The sequence below is a fragment of the Priestia sp. SIMBA_032 genome (assembly GCF_046535215.1).
Taxonomy (GTDB): domain Bacteria; phylum Bacillota; class Bacilli; order Bacillales; family Bacillaceae_H; genus Priestia; species Priestia aryabhattai.
In genome coordinates, this window is sequence record NZ_JAWRXD010000544.1 from 1 (window position 1) to 277 (window position 277).

At 50.2% G+C, this 277-nt stretch carries 1 protein-coding gene; it reads right to left on the reverse strand.

All coding sequences use genetic code 11. The annotated features are described in order from the left end of the window. A partial coding sequence (locus SB717_RS35470) for a hypothetical protein (protein WP_410907620.1) occupies window positions 1-197 on the reverse strand: 197 nt, incomplete at its 3' end. Window positions 198-277: the final 80 nt, after the last annotated feature.

Sequence of the window (277 nt, forward strand, 5' to 3'; positions counted from 1 at the left end):
ACGGTCTGGCTAAGCTTGTAATCGCCCTCTTCATATTTATGTTCTTGTTCATATTCATCCAAGGTTAACGTAAGGCCGTCGGCGGAATCGTCTTGATCCGCGACTTTTTGGCGAACGGGGGGTTTCTCCGGAGGCAGATAACCCCAGAGATTTCCGTAGATTAGATAGTACTGATGCCATGCACCTCCTCCCTGCATGTGAATGACCGGCTGAGAACTCTCCGAAGGGGTGTTGACGGAGCGTGTCTTGCGTTGGGAGATTTGGTTGAAGTTGTCTT